General features: G+C 68.9%; 21 protein-coding genes and 1 pseudogene. 6 read left to right on the forward strand and 16 right to left on the reverse strand.

The features are described from left to right. Positions 1-292: 292 nt before the first annotated feature. From HCN56_RS07410 to HCN56_RS27500, 7 genes and pseudogenes are all read right to left on the reverse strand, one after another. Positions 293-874 (reverse strand): RHS repeat-associated core domain-containing protein, encoded by a 582-nt coding sequence (locus HCN56_RS07410; protein ID WP_167968719.1) that lies wholly within the window; start codon positions 872-874, stop codon positions 293-295. A 55-nt stretch (positions 875-929) separates the two neighbouring features. After that, positions 930-1,196 (reverse strand): hypothetical protein, encoded by a 267-nt coding sequence (locus HCN56_RS07415; RefSeq protein WP_167968696.1) that lies wholly within the window; start codon positions 1,194-1,196, stop codon positions 930-932. A 402-nt stretch (positions 1,197-1,598) separates the two neighbouring features. Further along, a complete protein-coding gene (locus HCN56_RS07420; protein WP_312871110.1) occupies positions 1,599-2,336 on the reverse strand; it encodes an RHS repeat-associated core domain-containing protein in 738 nt (245 codons plus the stop codon). 292 nt (positions 2,337-2,628) lie between these two features. After that, entirely contained in the window at positions 2,629-3,021 is a 393-nt protein-coding gene (locus HCN56_RS27385) for an RHS repeat-associated core domain-containing protein (RefSeq protein WP_167968720.1), read from the reverse strand. A gap of 139 nt (positions 3,022-3,160) precedes the next feature. After that, the gene (locus tag HCN56_RS07430) at positions 3,161-3,376 is read right to left on the reverse strand and encodes a hypothetical protein (RefSeq protein WP_167968697.1); all 216 of its coding nucleotides are present in this window, start codon (positions 3,374-3,376) and stop codon (positions 3,161-3,163) included. Between the two features lie 320 nt (positions 3,377-3,696). Continuing rightward, positions 3,697-3,891, reverse strand: a complete 195-nt coding sequence (locus HCN56_RS07435; protein WP_167968698.1) for a hypothetical protein — start codon at positions 3,889-3,891, stop codon at positions 3,697-3,699. A gap of 76 nt (positions 3,892-3,967) precedes the next feature. Beyond that, positions 3,968-4,846 (reverse strand): annotated as a pseudogene (locus HCN56_RS27500) (RHS repeat-associated core domain-containing protein); the annotation flags it as partial. Positions 4,847-5,496: 650 nt separating this feature from the next. Here HCN56_RS27500 and HCN56_RS07445 point away from each other — a divergent pair. After that, positions 5,497-6,314 (forward strand): IS5 family transposase gene (locus tag HCN56_RS07445; protein WP_376770850.1). Its coding sequence is split into 2 segments (ribosomal slippage): positions 5,497-5,839 and positions 5,839-6,314, totalling 819 coding nucleotides; the frame shifts between segments, so codons are not numbered across the junction. A 306-nt stretch (positions 6,315-6,620) separates the two neighbouring features. Here the strand turns inward: HCN56_RS07445 and HCN56_RS07450 are convergent. Continuing rightward, entirely contained in the window at positions 6,621-6,887 is a 267-nt protein-coding gene (locus HCN56_RS07450) for a hypothetical protein (protein WP_167968699.1), read from the reverse strand. 396 nt (positions 6,888-7,283) lie between these two features. Further along, the gene (locus HCN56_RS07455; RefSeq protein ID WP_446696829.1) at positions 7,284-10,580 is read right to left on the reverse strand and encodes an RHS repeat-associated core domain-containing protein; all 3,297 of its coding nucleotides are present in this window, start codon (positions 10,578-10,580) and stop codon (positions 7,284-7,286) included. Between the two features lie 732 nt (positions 10,581-11,312). Between HCN56_RS07455 and HCN56_RS25770 the strand changes: the two genes are divergently transcribed. Continuing rightward, positions 11,313-12,602: a hypothetical protein gene (locus HCN56_RS25770; RefSeq protein ID WP_209312466.1), complete on the forward strand. Its 1,290-nt coding sequence runs from the start codon at positions 11,313-11,315 to the stop codon at positions 12,600-12,602. 181 nt (positions 12,603-12,783) lie between these two features. Here the strand turns inward: HCN56_RS25770 and HCN56_RS07465 are convergent, their stop codons facing one another. From HCN56_RS07465 to HCN56_RS07475, 3 genes are all read right to left on the reverse strand, one after another. Continuing rightward, positions 12,784-13,071, reverse strand: coding sequence for a hypothetical protein (locus HCN56_RS07465; protein WP_167968701.1), 288 nt, complete (start codon positions 13,069-13,071; stop codon positions 12,784-12,786). A gap of 847 nt (positions 13,072-13,918) precedes the next feature. Continuing rightward, positions 13,919-14,740 carry an SDR family oxidoreductase gene (locus HCN56_RS07470; protein WP_167968702.1) on the reverse strand — a complete coding sequence of 274 codons (822 nt, stop codon included), beginning with the start codon at positions 14,738-14,740 and terminating at the stop codon, positions 13,919-13,921. A 214-nt stretch (positions 14,741-14,954) separates the two neighbouring features. After that, complete coding sequence (locus tag HCN56_RS07475) at positions 14,955-15,383, reverse strand: hypothetical protein (RefSeq protein WP_167968703.1); 429 nt, start codon at positions 15,381-15,383, stop codon at positions 14,955-14,957. A gap of 648 nt (positions 15,384-16,031) precedes the next feature. Here HCN56_RS07475 and trpD point away from each other — a divergent pair. Then, positions 16,032-17,084 (forward strand): anthranilate phosphoribosyltransferase, encoded by a 1,053-nt coding sequence (trpD, locus tag HCN56_RS07480; protein WP_167968704.1) that lies wholly within the window; start codon positions 16,032-16,034, stop codon positions 17,082-17,084. A gap of 1,862 nt (positions 17,085-18,946) precedes the next feature. Here the strand turns inward: trpD and HCN56_RS07485 are convergent. After that, on the reverse strand, positions 18,947-19,336 hold the full coding sequence (locus tag HCN56_RS07485) for a hypothetical protein (protein ID WP_167968705.1): 390 nt from the start codon (positions 19,334-19,336) through the stop codon (positions 18,947-18,949). 690 nt (positions 19,337-20,026) lie between these two features. Next, positions 20,027-20,416, reverse strand: coding sequence for a winged helix-turn-helix transcriptional regulator (locus tag HCN56_RS07490; protein WP_167968706.1), 390 nt, complete (start codon positions 20,414-20,416; stop codon positions 20,027-20,029). Positions 20,417-20,528: 112 nt separating this feature from the next. Here HCN56_RS07490 and HCN56_RS07495 point away from each other — a divergent pair, with 112 nt between their 5' ends. After that, positions 20,529-20,918 carry a VOC family protein gene (locus tag HCN56_RS07495; RefSeq protein ID WP_167968707.1) on the forward strand — a complete coding sequence of 130 codons (390 nt, stop codon included), beginning with the start codon at positions 20,529-20,531 and terminating at the stop codon, positions 20,916-20,918. A gap of 52 nt (positions 20,919-20,970) precedes the next feature. Here HCN56_RS07495 and HCN56_RS07500 read toward each other — a convergent pair whose 3' ends face one another. Next, a complete protein-coding gene (locus HCN56_RS07500; RefSeq protein WP_167968708.1) occupies positions 20,971-21,651 on the reverse strand; it encodes a GntR family transcriptional regulator in 681 nt (226 codons plus the stop codon). Next, positions 21,648-22,439: a cysteate racemase gene (cuyB, locus tag HCN56_RS07505; RefSeq protein ID WP_167968709.1), complete on the reverse strand. Its 792-nt coding sequence runs from the start codon at positions 22,437-22,439 to the stop codon at positions 21,648-21,650. The genes HCN56_RS07500 and cuyB overlap by 4 nt, the downstream gene beginning before the upstream one ends. A gap of 272 nt (positions 22,440-22,711) precedes the next feature. Between cuyB and HCN56_RS07510 the strand changes: the two genes are divergently transcribed. Then, positions 22,712-23,182, forward strand: coding sequence for an ATP-binding protein (locus tag HCN56_RS07510; protein ID WP_167968710.1), 471 nt, complete (start codon positions 22,712-22,714; stop codon positions 23,180-23,182). A gap of 247 nt (positions 23,183-23,429) precedes the next feature. After that, a complete protein-coding gene (locus tag HCN56_RS07515) occupies positions 23,430-23,891 on the forward strand; it encodes an ester cyclase (protein WP_167968711.1) in 462 nt (153 codons plus the stop codon). Positions 23,892-23,959: the final 68 nt, after the last annotated feature.

Here is a 23,959-nt window from a genome sequence, read left to right on the forward strand (position 1 = left end):
TCAAGCAACGCTGGCGCGCACTCCAGCACGTCACCCTCAGCCCCAACAGAATCGGAGCCATCACCAAAGCCGCCCTCGTCCTACACGGCTCATGGAAGTAAGGACCGTTGAGAAAACCTCACTCTCACCCCCACCTTTACTGGAGGCCAGAACCAGCGAGGAGATAGCCCCCAGAAATAGAACACCTACGAATATTTCAAGCTTTACCATGAGATCACACGCATTCTTCACCACATGACCATGATCGACGATCAAGAGCTCGACGTCTCACCGCTTACGGTGCACGAGCTCGTCAGGCTCTGTTACTCCATACTCCGAACACCGTCATGGCCGCCCCTATCATCGCAGCCACCCCGATGACAACCGGAATCACCCAGTTAGTGGCATCGAATACAATTCCATAGACCAAGAAGCAGCAGCCAATAAGGCCAGCAAAGATGGAAATCCCGGTGAGTCGAGCAGCAGGACTCATGGACCAACCTTTCATAGAACCTTTCAGGGAAGGGTAGAGACGGGGCAGCGACCGCAATGCCCCCAGGTGAACTGGGAGCATTGCGGTGAGCTGCCTGCGCCAGTACACCAGCTCCCCTCCTGCGTAACTGACGCCAGCGCCCAGAGCCCAGCTGAAGACTCCGACACCGACTGATGCGGTCGGGCCGAAGGCGCTGGCCATGGTCATCACCCCGGAGTGAGCCGCAGCCTGAACGCCACTCGCGCAACCGCCCGCAAGACTGAAGGCGGTACTGGCGAGATCGGAAGCGTCGTCAAACGACAGGAGTCCGGTGGGGTAGATGCGGTTGACGGGGTCGCCTTCGGCGTAGAGGTAGGGGTTCTTCTCCTGGCCGGAGGGGTCGGGTTGGGTGAAGCGGCCGATGCGGGGCTCGGAGTAGAGGGCGGAGAGGTGGTAGACGAGTCAGGCCCCCTGGGCGTTACGCCGTGCCGGGAGCCTGGCGCTGATCGCGGGCAGACGTGTCGGCCCGGGCCTGGGTGTCGCGACGCGTCACGTACTGCGCCAGAGCTGCGAAGAGCAGGAACGCGGCGGTGAAAAATGCCGGTATGGCCACTCCGGTCTCTTCCGAAACCAGCGCGGCGCCCAGGAGCAGAAGCCAGACCAGCGCCCAGAGCAGATAGAACCAGCGACTGAGCCGCACCACTTTCGCGTAGGTCTTGCCTAACGGGAATCGCTTCGATGCCATGCCCAGCCCCTACCCGAAACGAATCGAATAATGCACCGGAACAGGCAACACCCGGCGTGGCATATCCGATGCTGCAAGCATGGGCGAAAGTAGCCGAGGCCCCACTCACGAAATTCGGGAAGAAGGGAGACTCCTGTGGTGAGCCGCAATACTACGCGACTCACCACAGGGGTCAGGGGGCGGTTCGGCCTGCCGTCCGCAGGGCGACACCTCGGGTTCTACCGAGAGCATCCCACCTTCACTCGACCCCGTTCTCATCTCTTCCGCCGTACACGACGGCGAGAACTATGAAACCAATCACGGAGGCCACTCCGACGCTGATCCAAACCCAGGGAGGAGCTCCCAGCGACACACCTTTGGCAATTAGTTCGTTCATGCTTTTCCTCTTCTTTCATTCTTCTGCTATGACATAATCTCGGAAGTAAGGTAGCCAGCGGCAAACCCCACACCGACGCAGACACCAGCCGCCACGGCTCCGCCCACACCTGCCGTGGGCGCGGCAATCAGTCCCGCTCCGAAGGCGCACGCTGACTGGCCGGCCACGCCCCCGACCATGCCGACGAGACCGTCTACCGCGGCGTCCAAGTCCCCGTTGAGGGTGTCTTCGACGACGGAGTTGGCGTCAGACAACGTCAAGAGGCCGCCTACAGCTCCGACCGCGCCAGCGGCCCACAGTCCGGTGGGGTCGATGCGGTTGACGGGGTCGCCTTCGGCGTAGAGGTAGGGGTTCTTCTCCTGGCCGGAGGGGTCGGGTTGGGTGAAGCGGCCGATGCGGGGCTCGTAGTAGCGGGCGGAGAGGTGGTACAGCCCGGTAGCGTCCTGGTAGCCGCCGGCGAAGCGGTGGAGCTGGTCGATCTCCTCGGTGGTGTGGGCGGTGCGGGGCACGCTGCGGGGACTGTAGCTGTACGCGTTGAGGCGGTCGCCGTCCTCGTCGATGACGGCGACCACCGACCCAATGGCGTCGGTGACGAAGCAGTGCGCCTCTCCCTCCCGGGTGAAGGAGTCGAGGGTGCCGCCGGGTTCGCGCACGAAGCCGGTATCAACCTCGTCGGTGGTGGTCGCGGACAGGCCGAGCGGGCCGTGCTGGAACTCGCAGTGGGTCGCGGACCCCGTGCCGGACCCCGCAAGGGCTCGCGGCACGCTGCTGACAAGTCCCAGGACCGCCACAGATCGCCGCGACGGCCCACCGTCGCCACGGAGCGGAGTGGTCAGCTGCACAGCTCCGCTCGTCGGTCACTACGCAGGCGACCTCAGGTAGTAGACGCATCCGGCGGCCACCGGGAGCATCGGCACGGCGCTCACCAGAGCCGTTCTCCACTGGCCCAGAGCAAGGGTCGTCACGAGCAGGCATGCCGTCATCACGAGGAATCCCAGCATGACGATGCGGAGCCCACGCCCCGGCTGCCATCTCGCTGCTCTACTCACGCTGCCCTCAGTTCCTGAGTGAGATCACGGTCAAGGCGCCGCCGACGATGCCGAGGCTTCCGCCGATCGCGCCGCCCGCGACGCTCCCCGCGCCGCACCCGGGAAGGGTGGCCACGAAGAACCCGATGCCACACCCCACGCCCGCGCCGGCCGAGGCCCCGGCTGCCCCGGACGCGGCCACGGCACCGATGTCGATGGCGAAGTCTTCAACCGAGTAGAGGCCGGTGGGGTCGATGCAGTTGACGGGGTCGCCTTCGGCGTAGAGGTAGGGGTTCTTCTCCTGGCCGGAGGGGTCGGGTTGGGTGAAGCGGCCAATGCGGGGATCGCAGTAGTGGGCGGGGAGGTGGTACAGCCCGGTGGCTTCCTCATGCCCATCCGCGAGTACACCGTTGCCGAGCAGCTGAAGAACTACCGCTCAACCTTTAGGGACGGACGGCGGTCGAGTGAGCCCGGGAATTGGCCGCCGTAACTGCGGTCACTGGAACCCACGACTCACCTGCGCTATCCGTACGCTTGCCCGTTTCCTGAAAGACGGGAATCTAACCGAAGAGCAGGTAGTAGAGGAAGTAGACGCCAGCCAGCACCATTAAGGCTCCAGTTATCACGGCGGTAAACAGTGCAGCAAATCTCCAGAACTTCGAGGAAGAGCCAAACCCTTCACGCATCGTGACCATTATTCCGGCCGCGAAGCGCCGCCTAAAGAGGATAAATCCGCAACCGGAAACTACCAGAAGAGCCGCAGCCAGGATCTCCACGATCGACCACCCCCTAAACGAGTCAGAAGCCAAAGGAAGAAAATTCGCTCCAGCCACCCCGGGCCGGGGCAGGCTCTATTGTGGCTTGGCCCGCAGTGCCACGAGAGGCTTCATTAGCCGCTTAGGCGACTTGGAGGCCACCGCCACGGAGTGAGGCGCTACCGATCCATGCCTCTATGCCGCACCAACGTAACAATGGCGACAACAGAGAGGGCACCGATTCCGATTCCGATACCCACCCACGGCGGCAGCTTCCCCCAATCCTCACTCGCAATTATTCCCAACATGCACACTACCCTCCTTCGCCTAGAACACCACCTTCACGGGTTGACAACCAAGCCAATTATCCCGATGACCACAAAGACAAGACCAAACACCACCGCCGCCCACTTCGCCGACTCCTCATATAGCCCCGATTCTTTCAACTTGAACAACTGAATCCCACTCGCCATCGCTGAGCGCGCAAATCTGTTGCGAAATACAACCAGGCCACTTCCGAACAGAATGGAAAACACCGGAATCACTATATTCATACCCTGCCTCCCTTTACTGCGCGGGAGGACTCCAAAGAGTCCTCCCGCGCCTGACTTGCTAGAACTGGTGCGTGTACCCTCCAGAGCATCCTGGGGAACTAAAATACCCTGTTCCGATCGAGCCGGAACTGAGACCAGTCGCCTCCCAGGACAGTGGCCCAGCACCGCAGGAGCCGTACCCGGACCCCCCACGTGAGTATCCGTAACTCGTTCGGAACCCGCCAGATATTGACACGGGCCAGCCCACCCCGATGCTCGTCATCGCGCCGGTCTCTCCCGTGTCAACGTTTCTGTTAACTCCTGCGCCCACGCAGACGATTACGCAGACTTCGCCTGAGAAGCTGATTCCCCAGTCGAGGCCGGTGGGGTCGATGCGGTTGACGGGGTCGCCTTCGGCGTAGAGGTGGGGGTTCTTCTCCTGGCCGGAGGGGTCGGGTTGGGTGAAGCGGCCGATGCGGGGGTCGTAGTAGCGGGCGGAGAGGTGGTACAGCCCGGTGGCGTCCTGGTATTCGCCGGCGAACCGGTGGGGCTGGTCGATCTCCTCGGTGGTGTGGGCGGTGCGGGTGACGCCGCGGGGGCTGTAGCTGTACGCGTTGAGGCGGTCGCCGTCTTCGTCGATGACGGCGACGACGGAGCCGATGGCGTCGGTGATGTAGTAGTGGCTGCGGCCGTCGCGGGTGAAGGAGTTGAGGGTGCCGCCGGGTTCGCGGACGAAGCCGGTGTCGGCCTCGTCGGTGGTGGTGGCGGACAGGCCGAGCGGGCCGTGGTGGAAGTGGGTGTCGCCCAGGCGGACGCGTTCGCTGTTGTCGGTGGAGGCGTACTCCCCCGCGTACTCCTGGCCGGCGACGGTGACACCGGTGAGCTGGGAGAAGGCCGACCACTGGCCGTCGGTGCGGGTGGTGGCCTCCGTCGGCGCGGCCGCGGTCTCGTTGCCGGCAGCAACTGGATTCGATACGTGCCACCCCGACCGCGCCGGGGATCAGAGACACCTCACACAAAGGGAGCGCTTCGAAACTACTTGTTCCGCTCAATAGTTGCGAAGAGACCGAGGCCGCCGCACAGCGACAACCCTCCCCCAAGCAGGAAAGCCCAATTGAACGACTCGGCATTGAGAAACAAGGAAAGAAATATAGCACCAAATAGCACCCCTACTGCAGCAAGTATCCTCGCCCTCGCGACTGCGCTCACGTATCCAACCCCTCTCCAAATGCAGCGCCAGACCAGAGGCGTGGGGTCAACCGAAACTCCATGAACCCACACCTCCGGGCCAATGTCAAACATTCTTGAATCTACGCCGGAAGTCCACCGCCTACCTCACCAATTCCTACACCGGCCCTGTAGCCCAGGCTATTGCACCTCAGGTGCGGTCAAAGAACGCCCGCTCGAGCGGAGGCGAGCAGCCCCGGTGACGAAGAAGCACGCGTCAGCAGCCACCCGGCCCTGAGACGGAAGCAACGATACAAGTCATCTGCTGGAGAGCACAGAACGCCATGACCCCACCGAGGAGCCACCACACAACGCTTTCACTCTCACCTTAAGAGGTTGTCTCACGTGGTGGTGTTGGGAGCTGCGGCATGATGTCTCTTCGTGAGTGTAGATCTGTCGCAGCGGCTGGTTCCTGACGGTCTGTGGGAACTGGTTGCCCCGTTGCTGCCGTCGTTCAACTCTCGTCCGCAGGGCGGTGGGACGGCGCCGCTGGACGAGCGCGCCGTGTTCGCGGCTGTGGTGTACGTGCTGACCAGTGGGTGTGCCTGGCGGTATCTGCCGGAGACGTTCGGGGTGTCGCCCGCTACGGCGCACCGGCGGTTCACCGCGTGGACCGAGGCGGGACTGTGGCGCCGGTTGCACCGGGCAGTCCTGGACGAACTTGGCGCCCGGGGTGAGATCGACTGGACCTCGGCGATCGTGGACGCCGCGTCGGTGCGGGCGAAAAGGGGGGCTCGCTGACCGGGCCGAACCCGGTCGATCGCGGCAAGAAGGGCAGCAAGCTGCACGTGTTGTCCGAGGCCCAGGGCCTTCCGCTCGCCGTGGCCGTGTCCGGCGCGAACATGCACGACAGCCTCGCCCTCAAGTCGCTGATCCGCGGGATACCCGCCATCCGCTCCAGGCGCGGACCTCGTCGGCGCCGCCCGGTCAAGCTCCGGGCCGACAAGGCGTACTTCTCTGCTGACCACCTCTCCTGGCTGCGTGAACGGGGACTTGTCCCGCGCATCGCCAGGCCGGGAATCGAGTCCGGCGAACGTCTCGGCCGGCACCGCTGGAAGATCGAGAGATCGATCGCCTGGCTCTTCGGCTACCGACGGCTCACCGTCCGATACGAGCGAAAGGGCTCCCACTTTCTCGCCTTCCTCGGCCTGGCCGCCACGCTGACCTGCTACAAGAAACTCACGAAACTCACCACGTGAGACAACCTCTAACTGGAGGCCAGTATCAGCGAAGAGATAGCCGCCAAGTATAGAATGCTCACGAACACCTGAAGCTTTACCATTCTATTCAGAGATTCTTCCTAATCTCTGCACTGTGGGGTCGAGGAGGGCACGCAGATCTCGATCCCAGCGCATCCAGCGGCTGGTCGGCGACGGCCAAGACATCGGCACCGGCCCAGCGCGGCGATCGGCACGGGACCGACGGCGAGAACGAACTCGGCCTGGGTGGCGGGCACCGCCACCCAGCCCCGAACCCTGGAAACCACGGGGCAGGCCCCCTGAGCGTTACGCCGTGCCGGGAGCCTGACGCTGCTCCCGGGTTGGCGCGTCGGCCCGGGCTTGGGCGTCGCGGCGCGTCACGTACTGCGCCAGAGCTGCGAAGAGCAGGAATACGGCGGTGAAGAAAGCCGGTATAGCCACTCCGGCCTCTTCTGAAGCCAGCGCGGCGCCCAGGAGCAGAAGCCAGACCAGCGCCCAGAGCAGATAGAACCAGCGGCTCAGCCGCACCACTTTCGCGTAGGTCTTGCCTAACGGGAATCGCTTCGATGCCATGCCCATCCCCTACCCGAAATGAACTGGCTAAATCACCGGAACAGGCAACATACGGCCCGGCACATCCGATGCTGCAAGCATGGGCGGCAGTGGACGAGGTCCCATTCACGAAATCCGGAGAGAGGGGAGGCCCCTGTGGTGAGCCGCACTGCTACGCGACTCACCACAGGGGTCAGGGGGCGGTCAGACCCGACGTCCGCAGGGTGGCATCTCCGTTGGCCGATAGTCGCCACCCTTCACTCCGCCCCGTTCCCTTCCCTCCCACCATAAATGATGGCAAGAATTACGAAACCGACGACACTCAGCGCTCCGATTACGAGTCCAACCCAAGCCGGAAGCCCCAGCGAAGCGCCTTTAGCGACTAGTTCGTTCATGATTTTCCTTTTCTTACACTTGCTATGACAACGCTGCAGAAGTGAGGATTCCAGCCCCGAGTCCTGCACCGACGCAGACACCAGCCGCCACGGCTCCGCCCACACCTGCGGTGGGTGCGGCAATCAGTCCCGCTCCGAAGGCGCACGCTGACTGGCCGGCCACGCCCGCGGCCATGCTTGCGAGACCGTCTACCGCGGCATCCAGGTCCCCGTTGAGGGTGTCCTCGACGACCGAGTTGGCGTCAGACAACGTCAGGAAGTCGCCGACAGCTCCGATTGCTCCAGCGGCCCAGAGGCCGGTGGGGTCGATGCGGTTGACGGGGTCGCCTTCGGCGTAGAGGTAGGGGTTCTTCTCCTGGCCGGAGGGGTCGGGTTGGGTGAAGCGGCCGATGCGGGGGTCGTAGTAGCGGGCGGAGAGGTGGTACAGCCCGGTGGCGTCCTGGTATTCGCCGGCGAAGCGGTAGGGCTGGTCGATCTCCTCGGTGGTGTGGGCGGTGCGGGTGACGCCGCGGGGGCTGTAGCTGTACGCGTTGAGGCGGTCGCCGTCTTCGTCGATGACGGCGACGACGGAGCCGATGGCGTCGGTGATGTAGTAGTGGCTGCGGCCGTCGCGGGTGAAGGAGTTGAGGGTGCCGCCGGGTTCGCGGACGAAACCGGTGTCGGCCTCGTCGGTGGTGGTGGCGGACAGGCCGAGCGGGCCGTGGTGGAAGTGGGTGTCGCCCAGGCGGACGCGTTCGCTGTTGTCGCTGGAGGCGTACTCCCCCGCGTACTCCTGGCCGGCGACGGTGACACCGGTGAGCTGGGAGAAGGCCGACCATTGGCCGTCGGTGCGGGTGGTGGCCTCGGTCGGGGCGGCCGCAGTCTCGTTGCCGGCGGCGTCGTAGGACCAGCCGTCGCTGTCGCCGTTCTTCGCGGTGATCTGCGAGGCGGCGTTGACGGTGTAGGTGGTGCCACGGGGGCAGCCGGGGCTGACGCCTTGGGAGGTGAGGTTGCCGGCGGGGTCGTAGCAGTACTGCCAGGACTCCACGATCTCACCCCCGTCCCGCTCCGCCGCGTAGGAGAAACGCCCCGCGCTGTCGTAGTCGTAGGACGTCACGTACCCCGTCAACTCATCGGTACGGGTACGGATTTTGGCCCCGTCGACCGCATCGAGCGCGTACGTGTAGGCGAGGTCGACCAGGGTGGTGTCGTCGGCCTCGGCCGTGATGCGGGTGGGGCGGCCGGAGGCGTCGAGAGTGGCGGTCTGCGTCAGACCGTGGGGATAGACAGTCTCGGTGCGTTGGTCGTTGTTGTCGTAGGTGTAGGTGGTGTCGTTGCCGTCGGGGTCGGTGAGGGTGGTGAGGCGGCCGGCGTCGTCCCAGGCGTACTCCACCGTTCCGGCGGGGTCGGTGTAGCTCTCGACGTTGCCGTCGGCGGTGTAGGCAAGGACCGTCTGCGACCCGTTCTGCAGCGTGCGGACGGTCTCACGGGAGAGCGGGTCGAAGGCGTAGGAGACCGTGCCGGTGCTGTCGGTGCGGGAGGTGATGTTGCCGTCGCCGTCGAAGGTGTAGGAGACGGTGGTGTCGTCGGCGGTGACCTCGGTGATGCGGTCGCGGTCGTCGTAGGTGTAGGTCGTCTCGGTGCCGCGGCCGTCGGTGACGGTGACCGGGCGGCCCAGGTCGTCGTAGGTGTAGGTGGTGGCCTCGACCGGACCGGGCGGGGCCGCCTGGACGAGGTTGCCGGTGTCGTCGTAGGTGAACGCGGTGGTCTCGCCGTTGGCGTCCTGGGCCGTGCAGCGCTGGCCCTGGAACCCGCCGCAGTCGGGGTCGGCCGGGTTGTAGGTGTAGGAGCGGGTCCCGCCCGCCTCGCCGCTGACCGCGACGGACAGGGTGTTGCCTGCCGTGTCGTAGGAGAACTCGCTCTCCTCGCCGTCCGGCAGCGTCAATGTTCCCGGCAGGTCGGCGCCGGCGATGGTCTGGTAGCCGGTCAGCGCCGCCGTCGCGCCCGTCGGCAGCTCCGAGGAGGTGAGGTTGTTGCGGGCATCCCACCCGTAGGCGGTCACGTTCCCCGGATCGTCCGACCCGGTGCCCATGGCGTCGGTCGCCGTGGTCACCATGTGCGCCTCGTACGTCCGCGACCGGGTCTTGCCCAGCGGGTCGGTGACCTCCTCCACCTCACCCTCAGCGTTGACCTCGTACTCCGTAGCGTGGCCCAGCGGGTCGGTCACCGTCGTCGTCCCCGCCGACCACGGCGAATCCGCGCTGTAGGTGTAGGTGAACGTCGGCCCGGTGTGACCGTCCCCGTCGAACTCCGTCGCCCGCGTCATCGACGTCACCCGGCTGTCGGCGTCGTAGGTGAAGACCGTCACCCGCCCCTCCGGCGTGCGGACCTCGGTGACACGGCCGTCATCGTCGTAGCCGAACTCCGTCACCGCGCCCGCGGTGTCCGTCGTCGCCACCAGATCACCACCGGACAGCGTGTACCCGCCGGTGCGGCCGGAGCTGTCACTCACCTCCCAGACGTCGGAGCCCTCCCGGGACAGCTCCACCCACCGGCCCGACCGCTCCTCCGTCATCACCAGGCCGTCCCGGCCGGAGGAACCCGTGCGCTCGACGGTGATCGTGCCGCCGTTGCGGTCGGTGACCTCCAGCAGGTTGCCGTCGGCGTCGTAGCGCTCCTTGCTGCCCGAGGACCGGTCGGTGAGGGTGAAGGAGTAGTCGGCGTGTTCGACCAGGTCCCAGCTGTACCCCTCCGGCGTGACGAACCCGCCCTCACCGTCCATCTCGAACTGCACGGTCGCCCCGGTGGAGTCGTACCAGACCACCATGCCGTTCCAGAAGGTGTCCAGCCAGCGCTCGCCACCCACCCACCACCGGTCCGAGACGTTCCCGAACGGCCCGTAGAGCGAGTTGTAGGTGCGGTCCAGCAGCAGGTTCTGCCCCACTCCAGCGATGTCGGCGTCAGTGGCCGTCAGCATCAGGTTCCCGTTGGACAGGTTGATCCGGGCCACCAGCGCATCCGTGATCCGGATGTCGGAGATCTGATGCCAGGGCACATCACCCTGGCCGTCCGAGAGCCAGTTGAGAATCTCACCGGCCTCGGCCGGCGCCACAGCCTCGGTCTCGCTGCCGGGCCGGCGGGCCTCCCGCCACTCCCGCACCTCCGGGTCCAGCGGCGCAGCGCGCTCGTTCGGCGGCGCCTGCGTCGTGCCCACGACAACCGGCGGGACCGCCGCATCACCCCCCTCGCCCCACACCGAACCCCCGGCGACGTCGTCCGCCGCCGACGCGGTCCCCGGCAGCGCACTCACCGCAACTGCCACGACCGCGGCAGCCACCACCGCAGCCCTCATCTGGTTCCGGGCACGCCGAACCGGCGCGCCATGAGCGCGTATTCGCACAGATCCCCCCACGGGATGTCATGGACGGCGCACACCGCCGTCACAGCCCGTGCACCTTCGCACAGTGATCACAGGGTGACTACCGGCGATTCCCCAAAAGCCACCACACATGCGCCCCAGAACACGCCAACCCGAACAGCGCGCAGCACCACTCACTCCTCACCCACCGCAACCGAACACCGGTTCACACAACCATCGATCCACACCCAGTCACCGAACACTGCATGCACCCACCAACCGGAATGGCTGATACTCCACCCCTGCCGCTGCTGAGAACAGCTCGCCCGAGCGCCGCAGAGAGTACGAGGAGCTCGGGCGAGGTGAAGCGCACCGCGCAGATTCGTGGTTCACCGCCCGCGAGCAGGCCACAGGCGTCACCACCACCTACCCCTGGCGACACCCTGGCCGCCGGCCTCACGCTGCACGCTCCGGGCACGGGCGCCCTCCTGGCATCCGACCGCCGGCGCCCACAGCAGCTGGGATGCCGCAGCCGGGGGCGTGAGGCCGTCGCCGCGATCCCGGCCGCGGAGGAGGACAGCACGGACCAGCACCGCACGGACGGACCCACAACGCCATCGCTTATTCATGGTAGTTTTTACCGCGCATCCGGGGTGATACCCGATTCGCTGCCACTCGAAGTCTGGCGAAGAGGACAACTTGATTCCCAACGGCGTGACCCCCGCCAGTGACGAAGACGCCGCGGATATCTGGGGCATATCCCCGGCCCGCTGGCGCAAGTTGAAGCGCTGGAATGAGATCCCCGGGATGGTGCTCCTGCGCGAAGGAGGCAACCGACGCACGCGCATCTTCTCCAGGGAGCAGTTGGTCGCCGCGCGCGCCGCGGAACAGCACGCCGCGGGCCGGGACGCGGTGGTCGAGTACACGTTGCCGGCAGTACCGACCACGGAGCATCCCCGGGACCTTCTCGACTTGGAGGAGGCGCGCCTTTCCCTGCCGGAGGACCGCCGGCCCTCGCCGGCCACGTGGAAGGGCTACCGGTACGGCGACAAGACGCGGCTGCCCGAACCCGACACCACCGTGGGGAACGCCGACCTCTGGTACCGCCAGACCATCTCGGACTGGGACGGGCAGCGTCCCGCCCCCGGAGGGATGAAGGGGCGGGCCGGGCGCCCCCGCGGCAGCAAGGACTCTGTACCCCGCGGCGAGAAGGCGTCGACGGAAGAGCGTCGGCAGCGGGTGATGCGGCTGCTGGACGAGAAGCCGACAGCGACCGCGGACGATGTGCATGAGCTCATTCCAGGTTTCCACCTGGTGACTGCGCAGCGTGCGCTGCGCGACGCCCGCGAGCACATCGTGCGCCGCGCCGTCGCCGACGACCCGGACCTCACCGTGGAGGGGGTGCGGAAGCTCTTCGGGATGGATTCCGCCAACGCGGCGCAGCTGCTGCGAGAGAGCGGAGGGGACGTCCCCGAGCACTACCTCGTCGACCCTGAGGCCGCAGCGGCAGAGCGCCGCACGGTGGGTGGGCTCCTCCGGGTGAACAACCACCTGACGATCGAAGAAGTGGTTGACGCTGTCGGCCTGACCCCGCGGCGAGCGGAACGGCTGCTCCGGGAAGCGCGCCTGGAGTTGCTGCGCGAGGATCTCGCCGACGAGCCGGACCGCAGTGTGGAGGAGGTGCAGAGACGCTTCAGTATGGGGAGGCGCCCGGCTGCGGTGAGGTTGCTTGCCGACGCCGGAGGTAGGTTGGCTGCTGGGGAGATCGAACTGGTGGCACGCAAGCTACTCACTCGGAATCCTCGCCTCACCACCCAGGAGCTGGCCGGCGTCACCGGGGCGGACGCGGGCCGCGCGGCCGCCCGGTTGCGGAGGGCCCGTGTGGCGATGCTGCACGTCATGCTGCGCGCCAACCCGACGTTCAGCGTGGACGACACCGTGGAGCTGTTCGGACTCAGCACGCGGGACCAGGCCGCCGAGCTCATCAGCGACGCCTCGGATTGACCTGGGCGGAAGCTCTGCCAGCGCTCCTGACGTCGCTACCGCTCCCGCGCGACGGCCTCGTGCGCCTCGTGCGCCTCGGTGAAGAGGCGCACGAGGCCGTTCGTGTTTCCGTTCCGCCTCTTCTGTGCGCCGGGGCGGCGGCACGCGGATAGGGCGCCCCGCTGTCTGCCCGCTCGCGCTCTTACCTGCCCTCTCCCCCGTTGGGCAGCGAGAGTTCGGCGCGGTAGCTGCTCTCCGTGCCGAGAGAACGCAGCAGGGGGCCGAGGAGTCGGCGAATGATGCGGCCGGCGCCGTCGGTGAGCTCGATGTAGGTGGCGAGGGCGCTCTCCTCGTGGTTGTCGGCACTGTAGCGGTGCTGTCCGGGATGTCCCGTCTCGGCGACCTGTACCCGCCGGCCGCGGAGCTCGGAGGCGCCGACGGCCGGGGCCCAGCTGCCGCAGTAGCCGATCTCGTCCGCGACCAGACACACGAGCGGGATGAGCTGGTGGGCGAGGCGGACCGCGCCTTCGTCATGGAGTACCTGTTCTCCGCGGACATGGCCCGGTGTGGAGAGGTGCGACTGGTCGCTGACATCTCGCAGGGGTCGGTGGCCATCTCGGTGCGCAGTCGGGTGAGTGCGGCCTTGGATGTGGCGCGGCGTCGCAGGTGCAGTTCGCGGACGTGGGCGTCGGTGAGGTGGCTGTTGGTCTTGTCGCCGCGGGCGGGGTACTAGCCGTCGACCATGTGGGGGGGCGTCGGGGCTGGGCGGGATGTGGACGATGAGGCACCCGAGCCCGTCGTGTCCGGCTGCGGGGATCGCCTCGGTGCGGATGTGGGCGGGAGGGTCGAGGACGGTCCCGGCGATCCGTTCGATGCGTTCGGCAAGACCCTTGAGTTGCTGCGGGGCCAGGGCGAACGTCCCGGTCTGCTGGTCCTCGTCGACCCCGACGATCAGCGCTCCCCCGTTCACGGCGAACGCGGCGATATCACGCGCGATGCTGCCTTTCCGTCTCGGCTACCGGCGTGGCCGTCGGCGACGGAGAAGGGTAGCGCCCCGCCTGCCGCACTCCTGCCGTGTCTGGCCCGCGGCGGGCAACTGCTGCGTCGGCAGGTGCGGGTGGGTGCGAGGTCTGAGTGGAGCGGCACGCGCGCGTGGGGGCGGTGCAGCAGCTCGCGCAGGCGGGCGTGGGGGCGGTGCAGCAGCTCGCGCAGGCGGCGCGATGTCGACCTGGTCGACGCCACCGGAGCATCCCGGGTGATCGCGCCAGGGGTCGGCGGGCAGCACTGTCCGAGCTGAGGCGCGAACCGACCACGACAGCTGCCAGGGGGTGGCGTCGCTACGCGGGTTCGGCGCAGAACTCTCGGGCGCCGCGCAGCGTGGTGCGCAGCTTCTGCTGCGTCGTGCGGCTGTCGAGGCGTACGTCGAGGCCGCCCGGAAGGCTTCCTGCACGTAGGCCTGCGGAGATGCCGGTGGCGTCGAGGCCGTCGCGCCTGGCGATGAGCACGCCGAGCTCGTGGCGGCTCACTGCGTCGGCGCCGGCGAGATGATGGATGCCGCTCGCGTCGCTCTCCGCCAGTTCGAGGATGCCTGCGGCCAGGTCCTCGACGGCGACGGGGCATCGGATGTCGTCGGTGTAGAGAGCTCCGGGGCTGCCGGCCGCGAGTTGGTGCACGAGGCGCTCGTGGACGGAGCTGCCCTTGCCAATGATCAGGGAGGTGCGGGCGACGACCGCTTCGGGGTGGACAGTGAGCACTCCTGTTTCCGCCGCAGCTTTGGCCGCGCCGTAGGACGTGACGGGGTCGGGCTGACAGGACAGGTCGTAATGGGTTCGCGCGCCGGAGAAGATGGCGTCACTGGAGACGTGAACGAGACGGCTGCGGTGCTGGGCCGCTGCCATCGCAAGGCGAATCGGTGCTTGGGCAGTCACCGTCCAGTCGTCCCGGTTACTCGCCGCGTTGATGATGAGGCGCGGCCGCAGCTCGGTCACCACCTCGTCCGCGTAGGCGGCTTTCGTGAGGTCAAGAGCACGCCAGGTGGCCTGTGCTGCCTCGACGGGTTTCGTGGCGTACGTGGCGACAGTGGCGTGACCGGCTGCGGTCGCCTGCCGGACCAGCTCGGCTCCGAGGAAGCCGCTGCCGCCCACGATCAGAAGTGTCATGCGCGCCACGGTAGACCGGCCCCTGACCCTGCTGCTGATGCCCGGAGGCGAGCCGAGGGCGTCCTGCTGGGAAGGGGACGGCCGCCGCGTTTCGGGACAGGGCGTGTCGACACGGCGTTGCACCGCGAGGACAGTGGCGTCCAGGTGCGCGGCCGGTCGGGCCTGCGTCCGAGGCAGCCAGGAGTCGGTCTTTCCCGGGTTCGGCCGGACCGGGTCAGCCGCTGGCGTTTCCGATGACCAGGGCAGTCCCGTCGAGCAGCAGAAACACACCGCCGCAGACATGGCGCCGGCGTCGAGGAAAGCTTGGTTCTCCTGGACACAGCCGCGGATGAGAGCATTCAGGACCCCCACGCCCCGTGTCCGGCCCGACCAGGAGGAACGGAATGCCGAGGCTCGACGTCCGTGACCACACCGGCCCCTGCTCCCGACGGATGAAGGCAGTGAGGAACGCCAGGAAGAGCAGGGCACTCTTGGGGTCGACGGCGTTGACGGCATTGACGGCATTGACGACCAGGCTTCTCCGTCCGCGGCGGCAGCCGGGCACCGTCTCGTCGGGCTCGCCGACGGCGTCAGGGAGGGCCGGGGTGCGTGGCCGCTCTCTCCCCAACCACACGAGGTGGGCCGCACCGGCGCGCTCAATCACCTCGCGTGGGTTCGAACAACGCGACCAGAGCTGATGGTCCGCGGGGGCCGGCAGGCCGGCCCCCGCGGACCATCAGCAGCACGAGTGACAAGGTCAAGCGCCATCAGAGAGTCGTGATCTCAGTCAGGCGCGTGGTGTTCCTCGCTCTCTTCGTCCTGTGGGGTCCGTTTCCCCGGCAGCTCCCACCCGCACCGAGGCACGCCCGGTGGTCGGCGCCGGGGCGCGGCCCGCCGCAGGGCAGCGAGGGAGGAGACTGCGGCGGGTGAGCACGTGCGGGGTGTGCTGCGACCGGTGACCGAACGATGCCGGCACCCCTGTTGACCACTGTTCACGCGGCGTCGGCAACACCTCAGGCGACGACCCCGTACACGACGATGCCCCCGGATGCATCACTGGACTCCTGTGCGCATGAGGCGCCTTCGACGCTGCAGCGTGGCCCGGCGCGCCCGGCCGTCGGCGGCACGGAACGGGGCAGGACCGTGCGGGTCCTCCAGCAGCCCTGCGGACAGACGTGCCCGGCTCGCCGCTGGGTGTGAACACCAACCGTCGGCGTCAACGCTTCGGCGGTGCTGCACGTACATCATGACGTCTCGTCAGCTATCAGACCTGGCGTGGCGTCCGGCGTCCGGGTCGCTTCGAGAGGACATCATGACCGCACCCACCCGTACCTGGCCGTATCTGCTCGCCACCTTGCTGCGCGGCGAAGACCTCACTGCCGAGGACACCACGTGGGCGATGCGCACGGTCATGGATGACGACCACGAGCCGGTTGCGCTGGCCGGCTTCCTCGTCGCGCTGCGCGCCAAGGGCGAGAGCCCAGCCGAGCTCGGGGGCCTGCTCGACGCCCTGATGGAACGGGCCGTGCCGCTTCCTGTCGACGGCCGCGATGTCCTTGACATCGTCGGAACCGGCGGAGACGGCGCGCACACCGTCAATATCTCCACCATGGCGGCGATCGTCACGGCAGCCGCCGGGGCCCCGGTGGTGAAGAACGGCGGTCGCTCCGTCTCCAGCAAGAGCGGCTCCGCCGACGTCCTCGAACATTTGGGCGTACCCCTCGATCTCACACCGGAGCAGGTCGCCCGCTGCGTCCACGAACTCGGTATCGGCTTCACCTTCGCCCCCGCCTTCCACCGAGGCCTGCACCACGCCTCCCCCATCCGCCGCGCCCTGGGCGTTCCCACCGCGGTCAACTGCATCGCCCCACTGACCAACCCCGCCCGCCCGGGCACCGCCCTGGTGGGCTGCGCCAACCTCAAGCTCGCCCCCGTGCTGGCTACCGTGCTCGCCGACCGCGGGACCCGGGCACTGGTCGTCCGCGGTCACGACGGGCTGGACGAGATCACCACGGCTGCCCCCACCGACGCATGGCACGCCGACGAGAGGGGCGCGCACCGCGTCACTCTCGACACCGCTCGCCACGGCCTGCCGCGCCCCGGCGTGGACGCCCTGCGCGGCGGAGACGCCGAGCACAACGCGACGGCCGTTCACGCCGTGCTCGCCGGCACGACGGGCGCTGCCCGGGATGCCGTCATCGCCAACGCAGCCGGCGCCCTCGCCACCCGCAGCCCCACCGACGAGTTCGAGGAGGCCTTCGCCGACGGACTGCAGCGGGCCCGCGACTCCATCGACAGCGGAGCCGCCGCCGAGCTTCTCGCTCGCTGGAGCGAGCTCGCCACCGCCCTGACCTCTTCTCACTGACTCCGGTGCGGTCAGCCGTCCGGTCGGAGCGCCGTCGTCGAACGGGTGGTCAGCGGCACCGACGAGGCTGCCTTGGGGCACGGGGGAGCGGGCTCCCTCCCGCGCCAGGCAGCCTGACGCGCCGCCCACCAGTGGGTGGTTGGAGCGTGGCGGGCGCAGACCACCGCCCCGCGCCCTGGCGTCGCGGGCCCCTACCCGGCCGGAGTCCCGGCCGCTGGGCCCGCGCTCCCCCTGCCACGGCAACGTCTGTCGCTTGCCTCGCCGTCATCCGAAGGCTCCGCGACAGGCGGCGGCGATCTCCGTGTCCAGCCAGTCTTGCGCCATGTCGCAGACGGCGCCGGGCTCGTAGTCGACCGCGGGCGGGACGGGGGCGGCCGGCGGAACGGGATCGGGGACGCGCGGCGTCGGCGGGTCGGGGGGCGACAGAGGCTGGGGCGCGGTGGCGGGCCCCGGGGCCGAGGGGGGTGGGGGCGCTGTCGGGGGCGGGGGTGGCGGTTGCGGCCGGGCGGGAGCCGGGCGGTCGTCGTGAACGGGAGTGGTCTCCTCGATCGGGTCAGGGGTGGGGATGACCGGCACGGCATCTCCTGCTGGATGGGGCATACCGTCTCTCGCGGGATCCGCTGGCAGCGGTTGGACGGTGGTGCACGCGGTGAGCGCGGCTGCGACGAGTACGAGAGGGAGAGCGGTGAAACGGTGATGCATCGGGCGATTTTCGCACCGGTATGAGCAGCTGCGTACCGGCCGAAGGCGCCGGATCGATGTCTCGATGGCCTACGACGTCTGTGGACAGGTGGGGACCAGACATGGCCGAGCAGCCTTCCCGAAGGCCGATCGCTGCGCTCCGGTCAGCCGCTTCGGCCAGGTGGGGCGTTGTCGCGGATCGTGGCTACGGTCTGCGCTTCTCCTCCGAGGAGGAGCGCAGACCATGAGATCGCCGGCCGAACTCGGCCGTGTGGCGTGGCGGACCTGTCTCATGTGTACGGCTCCGCCGAGGATGTCCCTGTACTGACCAGAGCCGCCCGGAAGAGCGACGAGGAGAGGGCTCCCGAAGCGGTTCACGAAACCTTCGTGAGTCCACCACCACGGCACGGTACCCGGCATCAGCGCCGGCCGTCCCCTACCTCGCTCACGCGGTGCAGCATGCCCCGAGCGGACGCATTGAGTTGCTGCTGCTTGCGCCCCCTGCCGACCATGGCCCGGTGGACATCGGTCTGCCGCACTGGCCGCGCACCGTCCTCCGCGCTTTCGTCCACTCCCCGCTTCGCCTGATCCGAGACCCGCATCGTTCGGGAGGGGACAGCCGGGCTGTGCTCCGAAACGTGGCGGACGCGTTGCCGGCTGTCGACCAGTCACGCCACGCATGCACGGCCGGCGCTTTCCGCGGCGTCTGACGGGGCACCTGCCCCGTAGGCCGCGCTCCCCCGCGTTTCCGGGCGCGGGCTGAGGAGGGAAGCGCGGGGGCGCCTGGGATGCGCGACAGCACCCAAGGCCGCTGCCGTGGCCGTGCGGCCTTCCCCCCCCCTGTCGTGCCACGGCCGCCGGGTCAGCCCTCCGTCGACGGGCGCAGCGTGCGGACTGCCGCGAACCGCGAGGGGCACGGGGGCCCGGGAGGAGCGCGCCGCGAAACCGCTCCGTCGCCAGGGAGTCCTGAACGGAAGTCACGCCACGTGCATGCGGCGCGGATCCGCCGTGAAGGATCTTGGTGGCGCCGGCGGCAAGGAAGTCGACCGCAAGCACGATGGTGGCAACGGCAACGAAGCCCGATTGTCGCCGCGCGGCACTCGCCGGTTCCGCGCGGTATCCGCGTCGGCATCCCGGTTCATGGCCGGGGCCCGGAGTGAGCGAGAGGCGCGGGGCGGGGGTCAGGCACCGGGGTCGACGTCGGGGTGGGTGAACCGTACGGGCTTGCCCAGGGACCGGGCGTAGGCGATCTCGGCGCGGGTGCTGTCGCCGATGTGGTCGCCGATGACGAGCGCCTCGTCGGCGAGCCGGATCTTCGCGCGGTGCAGCTCGTCGAGTCGACGCTTCAGCTCCTCGGCCCCGGCGGGGTCGGACAGGAGGTGGCGCGGGGACTTCATGTCGCAGGCCGGCTTCACCACGATCCTCCCGGCTTTGGTCTCCTGCACCTCGGCCTCGGCCATCTGGGACATGAAGTGGGTCGAGCCGCAGATCACGACGATGCGCGGAAGGCTCAACAGCGTCTTGGCCTCCGCGAGCCTCTCCTCGGGGGCGGGTGACTTCTGCAATGACATCGGCTGCTCCTGCTCGGCCGCCGTGCGCGGCGCGGACGCCTCGGCCGGCGGGTGCCGGCCGGTGCCGGGGCTGGAGGCGGCAACCGGCCCCGTGGGCAACCTACCTGACAGCCTCGGCGGGGCAGCGAGATCCGAGCATGCGTCGTTCGGCGCAGCGGGGGCGGGCGCGGGCGACAGACCTCCCGTCGCCACAGCCTGGTGCTCGGCCTGCGCCGCCCCGGTCGTCCCCGGTCTCGGGCATGTGCGGGGTGGCGCCCGGCCGGGGGCCGCCACGCGGGCAGCCGAACACCCGGCGAGGTGGACGACGGAAGTACCGGCTGGTCCCTGTTGCGCCAGACCTCGAACAGCGTCATGGCCGCGGCCACCCGCCCAGCTGCCCCGGCGACCACGGGGATGAGCCGGTCGGAGGCATCGGACGCGAGCCCGTACCCGAGGAAGCAGCCGCACGAGAGCGCCGCCACCGGAAGTCACCGTCGGTCGGGCAGCAGCGTCCATGAGGCGCACCCTTGGCGGTCGGCACGGCTGGCGTGCACAGGGAAGAGAGCGCAGCGACTACCATGCTCCGCTGCGGGAGCCCGGGCTGCCCGGCGGTGAGCAGAACCGCTTGCGTCAGCGGGCCGGCCCCTCCCACCGGGGGCCTCTTCCCCCGGCCGTGGGCCTCACGTGGCGGAGCGGCGAGTGGCTCTCCGGTCAGTCGCGGGTGGCGTCGAACCGGCGCCTGGCTTCCTCGATGTGATCGAGATGGGCGCGCGTCCAGGCGCACATGCCGTTGACGGTCGCACGCAGTGCCTCGCCCGCCTCGGTGAGGCGGTACTCCACCCGGGGCGGCACCTCGGGGTGCACGGTTCTGTCGACGAGTCCGTCGCGCTCCAGGTGCCGCAGCGTCTGGGACAGCATCTTGTGGCTGATGCCTCCGACCTCTCGCTGCAGTTCGGTGAAGCGGAGGGTGCGGTCGGCCAGGACGTTGACGAGCAGCAGCGCCCACTTGTTCGCCACGCCCGCGAAGATCTCGCGCGCCAGGGAATCGACGCGGGTGACGTCGGCGTCGGCCTGGTCGCGCTCGGGCCGTTCGGTTACCACGGGGTGCCCTTCTCACGGGAAAGTGCGTTCTTCCGCCAGGAAGCCTACTCTCCTACGGTGAGTTCGTTCCTGCTGGTTACTGGCAGGGCTCGAACGGACCCCTGGAGCCTTCATGATTCTCACGACGTACGCCCGCCTGTGGGCCGACGACCTGGGCGCCGCCCTTCCCCTGCTCGAGCGGCTGACGGGGCAACGTCCGGCGCTGCGGTTCGTGTTCGAGGGAATCGAGCTCGCCGCCGTCGGGGACTTCCTCGTCATCGCCGGGCCGGCCGATATGCGCGCTCGCTACGCGCACGCCACCGCCACGGTGGTCGTCACCGACCTGGACCACACGCGTGCGGCCCTGGAGGAGGAAGGCGCCCGCATCACCACCGAGGAGGCGGCGAGCGCGACGGGCCGCTTCCTCTACGCGCGCCACCCCGGCGGGGCGGAGGTCGAGTACGTCGAATGGACGGCGGAGATTCGGCGGAAGGTACTCGGACCGCAGGCAGACACCCGCTGACCGGTGGTGGCCGCGCCGCACGCCCGCTTCCCGGCGCGTCCGCGGCAGGCCGCTACGCCCGGTCGCCGAGCTGCTCGGTGTCGAACAGGTGGCTGATGTGGTTGCCGAGCTCGGACCAGTGCGCGGCCGAGAGTTCCGCCGCCTCGGCCGCGCGCCCGGCTGCACACAGGGCGATGAGGGCCTCGTGGTGGTCGATGGTGTTGCGGCCCCCGAGCAGGGTGGTGAACTTGCGGTGCAGGATGCGGTGCACCTGGGGGTGCAGCTGGGCCGCCAGCCGCCGCAGCACCGGGTTGTCCGCCGCGGTGAAGAGCACGCCGTGGAAGCGGTCGTCGGCCTCGACCGCGCCGGCGGTGTCCTCGGCACCGACCGCACGGCAGAAGGCGCGGTTCGCCTCCCGCATCGCGTCGAGCTGGGTGGCGGTCAAGCGGGGGACGGCGGTCTCCACCGCGAGGCGGTCCAGGGACCGGAGCACGTCGAGGGTGTGGGTGACGTTGCGTCGGTCCAGCGGGGTGACGCGGGTCCAGACGCCGGGCCTGGCTTCGACGAGCCCGATCTCGGCGAGCCGTGACAGCGCCTCACGCACCGGCGTGCGGCTCAGCCCGAGGCGTGCTGCCAGTTCGCTGTCCTTGACCTTCTCGCCGGGTTCGAGTTCACCGCGGACAATGGAGTCGCGCAGCCGGTGGAAGACCTCCTCGCTCAGCAGCGTGCGGGAGACGGGGCGGTCGAGGGTCATGGCTCGTACGGTATCCCGGCGCTCACCCCTCGTGCCGCCGGTGGTGGCGGGAGGCGGCCCGCAGCGTGGCGCACCAGGGCGCGGGCGAGGACGACCGCGGGGTCGACGAGCGGGACACCCACCCGGTCGGCCGACAGGCCGAGCGGTATCTCGGTGCAGCCGGCGACCACGGCCTGGGCGCCCCGAGCGACGAGGCCCGCGGCCGCGGCGGCCAGGGCATCGGAGGCGCCGCCCCGTACTGCCAGGGAGGGACCGGCCTTGACCGCTCGGATCGCGGCCATCACCTGCGCCTGCTGGGCGTCGTCCGGCGGGAGAAGCGTTCGGATTCCGTGGCGGCCCAGCCAATTCTGGTACAGACCGGCATGCACGGTGCCGGTGGTCGCCAGTAGGCCCGCCGTGCGGACCCGAGGGCGACGGGACGCCAGATGGATCGCCACTTCGCCGATCATGTGGACGATCGGGACGCCGACCGCGCCGGCCAGGCGGGGCACGAAGGCGTGGGCGGTGTTGCACGGGATCGCGATGAGTGACGCCCCGGCCGCGCGGAGCACGAGGCCTCCCCGCAGCAGCCAGGGCGTCGGGTCGGGCCCCGTACCCAGCAGCGCGGCGGTGCGGTCCGGTACCGACGGGTCGGACCAGATCACCGTGCGCAAGTGGTCCTGGTCGCGGTCCCCCGGTGTGGCGGCCACCAGCTTGGTGTAGAAGTCGGCGGTGGCGGCCGGCCCCATCCCGCCGAGGATGCCGACGACCGGGAGACTTCCGTCAAAGCGGGAGGGGGCGTCGGGCATCGGGGCCTCACGGGTGCTCGGTGGGTACGGTCGATCGCTCCAATATACTGCGTTCTGGGTATTGGGGGGCAGGATCACGGTTGTCCCTCGGGGCGGCGCAGGAGCTCCCCGGATTCCGCGGTGCGTGACGGCGTCCGCGCCGCGCCGGAGATCCCGCCTCGGCTGCCTTCACAAACATGGAGACGTTCGCGATGGGTAAGCGTCCGCAACCACCCGGGAGCGATCGACAGCGGAGCTCCGGGCCCCGCCCCGGGTGGAGAAAGGCAGGTCTGATGTCCGACCACCACCTCACGAGCAAACGACCGCGGGCAGACCTTCCCACGCAGCACACCGCCGCCCGCAGTCACGCCGTGCGGGCGCGGGCCCTCTACGACGGCACGGAGCGAGTCGCGGAGGCGCGTGCGCTGGCCCGGCGGTTCCTCACCACGGTGCAGACGCGCGAGGCGGTCTCCCTCGACGCCCGCGAAGCGCTCCGCCTGGTGGTCAGCGAGCTGGTCACCAACGCCCGCACCCACACCTCGGGCAAGTACTCCCTCACGCTGGAGCACGTCCCCGGCACCCTGACCATCAGCGTCTGGGACACCAGCCCGGAGATCCCGGCTGCCAAGGCGCGCGACCCGCGGCGGATCGGCGGCCACGGCCTCCACATCGTCACGACGCTCTGCGCCAGTTTCCAGGCCAGTCGCAACCATGGCGGCAAGCGCGTCACCGCCACCCTCCCCCTCACGGCAGCTCCTCGTTGACCGGTCGTCCCGACCGCGGCGAACCCGCCTGCGACGCGCCGTCCGCCGGGGGCCCGTGCGGACCGTGTGACGGGCCGGGGCGGGTGACGGGCCGGACCGGGGCCGGTGCCGGTGCCGCGAGCGGGGCGGGTGCCCGACGGCCGCCGTCCACCGCCGGAGGCGAGAGCCGTGGTGCGCATGCCCTGCCCGGAAACGGAGAGACGGCCCAGTGCTCGGTAGCACACCCGGCCCACTGAGGGAGGGCGACATGGGCGAGTTCATCGCACCGGACGACCCGTCGTACGACGAGAGGGCGCGCACACTGGTACGCATCGGTCGCGAGGCGATCGCCGTCCCCGACGACCATCGACTCGACGCGTACTTCGCGCCCGATTTCGTCTTCCACGGTCCGGCGGGCGACATGAGCTACCCGCAACTGCGAGCGTTCTTCGCCTCGATGCGGGCCGCGTTCGAGGGGTTCTCCTGCGAACGCAGGACGCTGGTGAGCGAGGGCGCCTTCATCAGCGCCCGTACCAGCATGGCGGGCCGCTTCACCGCACCGTTCGACGCCTCCCCCATCGGCACCCTGCCACCGACCGGACGGCCGATGCGCCTCGAACTGATCAACGTCTTCCGGTTCCATCCCGACGGCACACTCGCCGAGGAGTGGGTCCAGTACGACAACCTGGATTTTCTCCGCCAGCTCGGGGTCGACCTCGTCCGGCGTTGATCAGCGCACGGAGTCGGCGGCGCCTGCCGCACCGCGGGCCCGTTGCGTCCACCGCAGGAGCACACGGC

The sequence above is a fragment of the Streptomyces lonarensis genome (assembly GCF_012033735.1).
GTDB classification, from domain to species: Bacteria; Actinomycetota; Actinomycetes; order Streptomycetales; family Streptomycetaceae; genus Streptomyces; species Streptomyces lonarensis.

What these genes read in the sequence shown, in the direction of transcription:
- HCN56_RS07415 (WP_167968696.1), bottom strand. Translation starts at nt 1,196, where the DNA reads ATGGCATCGAAGCGATTCCCGTTAGGCAAGACCTACGCGAAAGTGGTG.
- HCN56_RS07450 (WP_167968699.1), bottom strand. Translation starts at nt 6,887, where the DNA reads ATGGCATCGAAGCGATTCCCGTTAGGCAAGACCTACGCGAAAGTGGTG.
- HCN56_RS07470 (WP_167968702.1), bottom strand. Translation starts at nt 14,740, where the DNA reads ATGACACTTCTGATCGTGGGCGGCAGCGGCTTCCTCGGAGCCGAGCTG.
- trpD (WP_167968704.1), top strand. Translation starts at nt 16,032, where the DNA reads ATGACCGCACCCACCCGTACCTGGCCGTATCTGCTCGCCACCTTGCTG.
- HCN56_RS07485 (WP_167968705.1), bottom strand. Translation starts at nt 19,336, where the DNA reads ATGTCATTGCAGAAGTCACCCGCCCCCGAGGAGAGGCTCGCGGAGGCC.
- HCN56_RS07495 (WP_167968707.1), top strand. Translation starts at nt 20,529, where the DNA reads ATGATTCTCACGACGTACGCCCGCCTGTGGGCCGACGACCTGGGCGCC.
- HCN56_RS07500 (WP_167968708.1), bottom strand. Translation starts at nt 21,651, where the DNA reads ATGACCCTCGACCGCCCCGTCTCCCGCACGCTGCTGAGCGAGGAGGTC.
- cuyB (WP_167968709.1), bottom strand. Translation starts at nt 22,439, where the DNA reads ATGCCCGACGCCCCCTCCCGCTTTGACGGAAGTCTCCCGGTCGTCGGC.
- HCN56_RS07510 (WP_167968710.1), top strand. Translation starts at nt 22,712, where the DNA reads ATGTCCGACCACCACCTCACGAGCAAACGACCGCGGGCAGACCTTCCC.
- HCN56_RS07515 (WP_167968711.1), top strand. Translation starts at nt 23,430, where the DNA reads ATGGGCGAGTTCATCGCACCGGACGACCCGTCGTACGACGAGAGGGCG.